The 6,738-nt window shown below is 49.9% G+C and carries 9 protein-coding genes and 1 pseudogene; 4 read left to right on the plus strand and 6 right to left on the minus strand.

Going from position 1 to position 6,738, the window contains the following annotated elements; translation table 11 throughout:
• Positions 1–116 precede the first annotated feature (116 nt).
• Positions 117–566, minus strand: coding sequence for an RNA polymerase-binding protein DksA (gene dksA, locus J0A65_RS18780; protein ID WP_206595873.1), 450 nt, complete (start codon positions 564–566; stop codon positions 117–119).
• Between the two features lie 163 nt (positions 567–729).
• Positions 730–1,434, minus strand: a complete 705-nt coding sequence (sfsA, locus tag J0A65_RS18785; protein WP_206595874.1) for a DNA/RNA nuclease SfsA — start codon at positions 1,432–1,434, stop codon at positions 730–732.
• Positions 1,435–1,524: 90 nt separating this feature from the next.
• Here sfsA and pepB point away from each other — a divergent pair, with 90 nt between their 5' ends.
• Entirely contained in the window at positions 1,525–2,811 is a 1,287-nt protein-coding gene (pepB, locus tag J0A65_RS18790) for an aminopeptidase PepB (RefSeq protein WP_206595875.1), read from the plus strand.
• A 36-nt stretch (positions 2,812–2,847) separates the two neighbouring features.
• Here pepB and J0A65_RS18795 read toward each other — a convergent pair whose 3' ends face one another.
• The gene (locus J0A65_RS18795; RefSeq protein ID WP_206595876.1) at positions 2,848–3,030 is read right to left on the minus strand and encodes a helix-turn-helix domain-containing protein; all 183 of its coding nucleotides are present in this window, start codon (positions 3,028–3,030) and stop codon (positions 2,848–2,850) included.
• 202 nt (positions 3,031–3,232) lie between these two features.
• Between J0A65_RS18795 and J0A65_RS18800 the strand changes: the two genes are divergently transcribed.
• Together J0A65_RS18800 and J0A65_RS18805 are read left to right on the plus strand one after the other, a co-directional pair.
• Positions 3,233–3,826 carry a YhgN family NAAT transporter gene (locus tag J0A65_RS18800; protein ID WP_206595877.1) on the plus strand — a complete coding sequence of 198 codons (594 nt, stop codon included), beginning with the start codon at positions 3,233–3,235 and terminating at the stop codon, positions 3,824–3,826.
• Positions 3,823–4,404, plus strand: coding sequence for a YjaG family protein (locus J0A65_RS18805; protein WP_206595878.1), 582 nt, complete (start codon positions 3,823–3,825; stop codon positions 4,402–4,404). Before J0A65_RS18800 ends, J0A65_RS18805 begins: the two co-directional genes overlap by 4 nt.
• An 84-nt stretch (positions 4,405–4,488) precedes the next feature.
• Here J0A65_RS18805 and J0A65_RS18810 read toward each other — a convergent pair whose 3' ends face one another.
• The 3 genes from J0A65_RS18810 to rsmD all read right to left on the minus strand — a co-directional run bounded on the left by J0A65_RS18810 (position 4,489) and on the right by rsmD (position 6,359).
• Positions 4,489–5,256, minus strand: coding sequence for a hypothetical protein (locus J0A65_RS18810; RefSeq protein WP_206595879.1), 768 nt, complete (start codon positions 5,254–5,256; stop codon positions 4,489–4,491).
• A gap of 144 nt (positions 5,257–5,400) precedes the next feature.
• Complete coding sequence (locus J0A65_RS18815) at positions 5,401–5,772, minus strand: diacylglycerol kinase (RefSeq protein WP_206595880.1); 372 nt, start codon at positions 5,770–5,772, stop codon at positions 5,401–5,403.
• Positions 5,745–6,359, minus strand: coding sequence for a 16S rRNA (guanine(966)-N(2))-methyltransferase RsmD (rsmD, locus tag J0A65_RS18820; RefSeq protein WP_206595881.1), 615 nt, complete (start codon positions 6,357–6,359; stop codon positions 5,745–5,747). Before rsmD ends, J0A65_RS18815 begins: the two co-directional genes overlap by 28 nt.
• Positions 6,360–6,446: 87 nt before the next feature.
• Between rsmD and J0A65_RS18825 the strand changes: the two are divergent.
• A pseudogene (locus tag J0A65_RS18825) lies at positions 6,447–6,738 on the plus strand (hypothetical protein); the annotation flags it as partial.

Here is a 6,738-nt window from a genome sequence, read left to right on the forward strand (position 1 = left end):
CAATAATAACAGCAGGGAAGCTGCGATTTTTAACCTCGACAGAATCTCAGCCCGACCTGAGCCGGGCATCATCTGGAAGTGGCATCATTCACTTCTGACGACAGTTGAAAAAGGGCTTAGCCCTGCATCTGCTTTTCTTTGATCTCTGCCATGGTTTTGCAGTCGATACACAAATCTGCGGTAGGACGAGCTTCTAATCGGCGCACGCCAATTTCGATACCGCAAGCATCGCAAAAACCGAAATCGTCTTCTTCAATACGCTTGAGTGTTTTCTCAATCTTCTTGATTAGCTTACGTTCACGATCTCTGGTACGCAATTCCAGGCTGAATTCTTCTTCCTGGGCCGCACGATCAACTGGATCAGGGAAGTTTGCCGCTTCGTCCTGCATATGGTGCACGGTACGATCCACTTCCTCGCGCAACTGATCACGCCACGCCTTCAAAATCGCGCGAAAATGCTCCAGTTGCCCCTCATTCATATACTCTTCGCCGTCTTTCTCCTGATAAGGAGTTAAACCGGCCAGAGCCAATAATCCGAGTGACTTATGTGAATTTTCTGTTGGCATCAGCCAAGTCTCCTAAACAGCTTTCCGAGCTAAAGCAAGCGGCTATCTATAGCAGAAAGCCCTTTGCCAGGCAATTTTTATCATGACAGGCTCATCAAGTGCTGCACTGTCCAAAATCAGAAGCCTTATATGGTCTTTAGCGGGTAAAAATCAACCCTCAATTTCAATTAACAAATTCGAGGGGTTGATTTAATAGGACTTTTTCAGCATTAAAACAACAATCATAAGCGATGATTTCCACCCCTGACGCCTGTGCCTTAGCGAGGGTCTGAGCGTATTGCGGGTCAATATGGCTTGCCACTTTAACAGACTGGATACCACTATGCTGCACACAAAAAAACAGTACAGCCCGCGCGCCCTGCTCTACCATATAAGCCAACTCGGCCAAATGGCGCTGGCCGCGCTGGGTCACCGCATCAGGAAAATAGCCTTGTCCATCCTCCAGCAAAGTGACGGACTTAACCTCCACATAGCAGTCAGCCTTATCAGATGCTCTGAGCAATAAGTCAATACGGCTGTTTTCCTGGCCGTATTTCACTTCCCGGGTAACTTGCTGGTAGCCGCTTAGCTCTGCAACCTTGCTCGCTCGCACGGCTTCTTCCACGATGCGATTAGCATTTAGCGTATTAATACCAATCCAGTGCTGCTGATGAGTTTGTGCCAATTGCCAGCTATAAGCGAGTTTGCGCTTTGGGTCAGAATGATAGGACAACCACACCACAAACCCTGGCTCAGCGCAGCCGGTCATGGCGCCGGTATTGGCACAATGGGCAGTCACGACATCACCGTTATCAAGCTGCACATCAGCCAAAAAACGTTTGTATCTTTTCAGCAATACACCGCGAATTAAAGGAGGATTAAAGAGCATGGCTTGAGACACACACCTTAGCTGGTAAAATGACAGGACTTAACTGCCTGGGCAAACAAGCCGCTCAGGATAGCATAACAGGAGTATTTCATGTCCAGCTTGCAAGTCCGCCTTAGTTCATCAGCCCCAGACAGCCTATGGGGAAGCAAAGCGCCAGTATCGTTCGACAAACAAACCGCCACCATTCACCTTTCAGGTGCGGATAAAGATCAAACCCGTAGCATTCGCAAAGCTGCCCGCGTATTGGATGGTATGGGAATAGAGCAAGTGCAGCTCGCTGGCACATGGAGCCTGGATCAGCAATGGGCTTTTGCAGGCAGCTTCACAACGGCCAAGAAACAAAACCATATCCAGTGGGCAGAAGATGCCAACCAGGACAAACTGGCCAAGATGTACCAGGCATTGCTATTTACCCGTAACCTGGTCAACCGCACCCCTGAAGATATCTATCCTCAGAGCCTGGCCAGCGAAGTGGTTAACTGGCTGTCCGAGCTGGCCCCAGGCCATATCTCAGCAAAAACACTGGTTGGCGAAGAGCTTAAAGAAGCTGGATGGACCGGCATATACAATGTAGGTCGTGGTAGCGAGCGCCCACCTGTACTGCTTGAGCTTGACTACAATCCCAGTGGTCAGGCTGACGAGCCGGTGGCAGCGGCCCTGGTTGGCAAAGGTATTACTTTTGACAGCGGTGGTTACAGCATTAAAGCCAGCGAAGGTATGTTGACCATGAAATGCGACATGGGTGGTGCAGCAACCGTCAGTGGCGGGCTGGGTTTGGCGATATTACAAGGCCTGAACAAACGCGTAAAACTCTTCTTGTGCTGTGCCGAGAACCTGATCAGCGGTCATGCCTACAAATTGGGCGACATTCTGACCTATAAAAACGGTCTGACAGTGGAAATCGTTAACACCGATGCCGAAGGACGTTTAGTACTGGCCGATGGTCTGCTGGCCGCAGGTGAGACAGGTGCGCCCCTGACAATCAACGCTGCCACCCTGACCGGTGCTGCAGTGATGGCGCTAGGCGGTGAATACCATGCATTGTTCGGCTTGGATAAAGACACGCAAGTACGGATGCAGCAATTTGCCGAACAGGAAATGGAACCCGTATGGCCGTTGCCATTGGACATCTGGCATCAGGAAATGTGTCCATCTCCTTATGCGGATACGGCCAACAGCCGTCCCATGAAAGGTGGTGGTGCCGGCGGCGCCTCTAATGCTGCGGGTTTCTTGTCTCGCTTTGTTGCCAACAGCGGTAAAGGTTGGGTACATATGGACCTGGCCGGTGCCTTCAATAATACCGCCACTTCGACTATGCCAGCGGGTGCAACAGGCATGGGAATTAGAACTATTGCCCGTGCACTACTTGATGCGTAAAAAATAATAAAAAAGGGAAGCTTAGCTTCCCTTTTTTCAGATACCGCCTAAGCGCTCTGCTAATTCTTTGTATCTGCGTACATCATCACTGTCAAACAAAGGGTTACCTGCAGCATCTTTGTCTTTTGCCACCAACAAACTCTCGCGCTCTAAACGCTCAACCCGGATTTCCTGTACGCCCAGATAATCTGCCACTTCAGACACTGACATCAAACTCATTTTTCACATCCCCGTTACTGGTATAGGTGTTTTTCATACAGACCTGTTACCACTAGCCTCCCCCGAACAAACACAGTCTAGTATGTCGTCAGTACCACTTGGCTGCCACATGATGGTCTTTTCAATTAACTTACTGAAAATCTGCCTATTTTGACAGATAATACGCAGACACAAAGAATGTCACTCAACTCCTGGGAAATCAATGGATACCTGGTCTGCTGCTATCATGTTGTTTTTCATCATGGATCCTCTGGGCAATCTGCCCATCTTTATGTCTGTACTGAAAGGGATACCCTCCAGACGCCGACGTATAATTGTAGCCAGAGAGTTACTTTTTTCCCTGGCTATCATGCTGTTGTTCTTATTCAGCGGTCAGGCCGTATTGGATTTTCTCAACGTCAGGCAAGAAACCGTCAGTGTCGCGGGGGGGATTGTGTTATTCCTGATCGCCATCCGCATGATCTTTCCCCAGCCAGGCGGCCCAACAGGTCACAGCTCAGATTCGGAACCCTTTTTGGTACCTTTGGCTATCCCATTGGTTGCCGGCCCGTCCTTGTTAGCCGCGCTGATTCTGATTGCCAATCAGGATCCTACCCGCATGACTGACTGGACTATCGCCGCCGTGTCAGCCTGGTTTGTGTCATCAGTGATTCTTATGTTTTCTGGATTGTTCCATCGCATCCTGGGCGAGCGAGGCTTAACCGCTGTGGAGCGTCTGATGGGTATGATTCTGGCCATGATCTCTATTCAGATGTTCCTGGACGGTATCGCCAAATACTTGGAGCATAGCGCATGAAGTTAAACACTTTTCAACGGGTAAGAACCCTACAGGACTGGCAAGCCGTGGCCTTCGGCGCCACTTTGGTGGAACGCAGCCTGCCTAACTATCAGTTATTTTGTGAAGTCAGCGACTTTGGTGATGCAGAACAATACCGCAATAGTCTGAATGCCGTGTGGGATTGGTTGGCCAATCCTAAAGCCAAACTAAACCTGGGCGTGCACCTTGAGCGTATTGAAGAAGCCACGCCGGATGCAGATGCATTCGACTCCTATGGCGTGTACCCCGCCATCGACCTCTGCATGTCATTTGCAGCACTGTTGCAGCTGATGATGGGAGAAGATTTGCAAGGCGCGGTGGTCATTAGCAAGCTGTCGCAAGGCTCGGTTGAAGCTTTTATTGAAGCTACCAGTGAAGAAGAACTGGACGCCAAACAAATTAAAGCCCACCCACTGATGGAATGGGAAGTGGCCTTTCAAAATGAGCTGCTGGACCGTCTCGAGTCGCTGAAAAGGGACAAAGAAAGTATGTCGCAATTGCGCACTATGGCCACAGAAGAAGGTATCAGTAATATCGGCCTGGAAATAAGCGAATAACACCAGGTCTGCGGAGCGAGGTTGTAACCAGCTGGGGGCTGAATATAAACAAATTCATGCTCAAAAGATAAGCAGCCCTGTTCCTTAATGCATTGCTAACTGCTGCACCTGAAACGCCTGCCAGGCTGACGACGCTAACGTTCGAACTTCAAGCAAGCGCAACCTGACCGACTCATAGCCAGGCTCATCCCCAACAGGGATGGCATAACCTACAAGGCCTTTGCTTTGTTTATCAAACCAAATATCGCCCTGCTTGCCAGATAACCCCGTACCGCCAATAAAATAATGCAGGCTGGTCCTTCCATCCACTTGTTGTTCATCAACAAACTGCAACTGCACTTCACCAAATGATTTAAATTGCACCGGTTTTTGTTGCAAATCGAAGTCTAACCGCTCAAATGCCAGTGTCGTATGCTCATCAGCCCTACCGGCGAAAAACCCGCTGAGACTGGCGAAGTCAAAATCATAGCTGTGCCAATACTGCCCATTTAACGCAAACTGTATTTGCTGTCCACCCAGCGCTATTTGCAAAGCGCCATCTTGTTCCAACAAACTGGCCATTTGTTGTTGCTCACCTTGCGCATTCAATCTGGCCACGGCAAAGCTTGAAACGTTTTTAGTCAGTGGATGAGTAACCGCCCGGACAAGGGTTGCGCGAGCTGCACCAGGATGCCATTTAAACGATTCAATGTGATTTTCAGCGGGAAAGTAAACGGCAATATAGGCGGCGTTAGTGCCGTCCAGATTAGACTTTTCGTACCACCACATCTGTCCGGTTTGGTCAGCATAAGCCTGCACAGTAAAAAGCGCCCCACTTAGCACGAACCCGATCATGTTCAATAATATACGCACAACGGCTCCTCCATGTTGGCTAAATCAGCATAGTGACTAACCAGACATCAGGCTGTTGCAAAGTGTAAGGATTTATATAACTAGCGTGAGGTGCTATTTGGGCTAAAGATTTTGTCCAATCGGGTCTCCACTGCTCACAGCTCACTAAAGCAACTTGGGCAGCAGGATAGCGAGCCAGCTCACAACTATGATTAACATGGTAAAAAACACAGCGGCCGAGCCTAAGTCTTTCGCTTGTTTAGATAGCGGATGGCGCTCGGTGCTTATCCGGTCTATGGTCGCTTCTACAGCACTATTCAAGCACTCAACCACCAGCAACAACAGCAGTGGAGCAATAAGCAGAATTAACTCCACAGGGGAGTCTGCCAGCCACAGCGCAGCAGGTATCAACACCAGACACAGCAGAATCTCCTGGCGAAATGCAGATTCATAGCGAAACGCATAGCCAATCCCATCCATGGAACAACGGGTGGCGCGCCAAATCCTGGTTACCCCTGTTCCGTTGGGCTTTTGCATGTTATCTCCTGGTACTGGTAGAGTTGATAACTGACTTGCTTAGTCTGCTTTTGTTTTAGCAATTGCCATTCACAAGGTATGGGCAATAACGCACCAACCTCAGCTTCCACATATATCAGAGCACCATGATTGAGCAACTTGTTGGCACTCAGTAAAGGGATAACCTCGCCTAATAAAGACTGGTGGAAAGGCGGGTCGAGAAACACCAAGTCAAAACGCTCAGTACAGCTTGATAAATAGGCTTGCACACCGCCTTTAATCAATTTGGCCTGTTGGTGAGCGCCCAGCGTTTGAATGTTTTTTTCCAACAACTGCGCGGCCTGGCGATCCTGCTCCACAAAGGTGGCAGAAGCCGCGTGCCGGGATAGCGCCTCAAGGCCCAGCCCACCGGTACCCGCAAAAGCATCAAGACAATGACTGTCTGCCACATAAGCGGCTAACCAGTTAAACAGCGTTTCTTTGGTGCGGTCTGTGGTTGGCCTTAAGCCATCCAAATCCATCACTGGCAGCTTTCTGCCTCGCCATCGCCCACCAATAATACGGATGCTGCCCAGGGCAGCAGCCGGGCTTTTAACAGCTCGCTTCATTTGTCAATTCAAGAAATGCTATGATTGCGAACAGTCTAATCGGCTAGAGCCGATAACCCAACGATTTTCAAAGGATCCGCAACGCCCATGTCAAAGTTTTTCGGCTGGTTCAAAAAAGACAAACCAGCGCCCGTAGATGACAAACCCACGCCTCAGGCGGAACCCTCTTCCCCGGTAATTGAAGATAACGAATCTCCGCTGTTATCCCCAGAGCTGACGTCGCCCAAACCGGCGAAAGATGACACAGCAGTAGGTCCACAACCGGACACACCACCAGTAGTTCTTACACCTGAGCCTGAGCCTGAGCCTGAGCCTGAGCCTGAGCATGAGACTGAGCCTGAGCCTGTGCCTGTGCCTGATCCTGAGCCTGAGACAGTGC

Origin of the sequence: Bowmanella yangjiangensis (assembly GCF_017255015.1) — a bacterium.
GTDB classification, from domain to species: Bacteria; Pseudomonadota; Gammaproteobacteria; order Enterobacterales; family Alteromonadaceae; genus Bowmanella; species Bowmanella yangjiangensis.

Bases quoted from the DNA above. Each gene is read 5' to 3' on its own strand.
- dksA (WP_206595873.1), bottom strand. From the start codon at position 566: ATGCCAACAGAAAATTCACATAAGTCACTCGGATTATTGGCTCTGGCC.
- J0A65_RS18805 (WP_206595878.1), top strand. From the start codon at position 3,823: ATGAAGTTAAACACTTTTCAACGGGTAAGAACCCTACAGGACTGGCAA.
- J0A65_RS18800 (WP_206595877.1), top strand. From the start codon at position 3,233: ATGGATACCTGGTCTGCTGCTATCATGTTGTTTTTCATCATGGATCCT.
- rsmD (WP_206595881.1), bottom strand. From the start codon at position 6,359: ATGAAGCGAGCTGTTAAAAGCCCGGCTGCTGCCCTGGGCAGCATCCGT.
- sfsA (WP_206595874.1), bottom strand. From the start codon at position 1,434: ATGCTCTTTAATCCTCCTTTAATTCGCGGTGTATTGCTGAAAAGATAC.
- pepB (WP_206595875.1), top strand. From the start codon at position 1,525: ATGTCCAGCTTGCAAGTCCGCCTTAGTTCATCAGCCCCAGACAGCCTA.
- J0A65_RS18815 (WP_206595880.1), bottom strand. From the start codon at position 5,772: ATGCAAAAGCCCAACGGAACAGGGGTAACCAGGATTTGGCGCGCCACC.
- J0A65_RS18795 (WP_206595876.1), bottom strand. From the start codon at position 3,030: ATGAGTTTGATGTCAGTGTCTGAAGTGGCAGATTATCTGGGCGTACAG.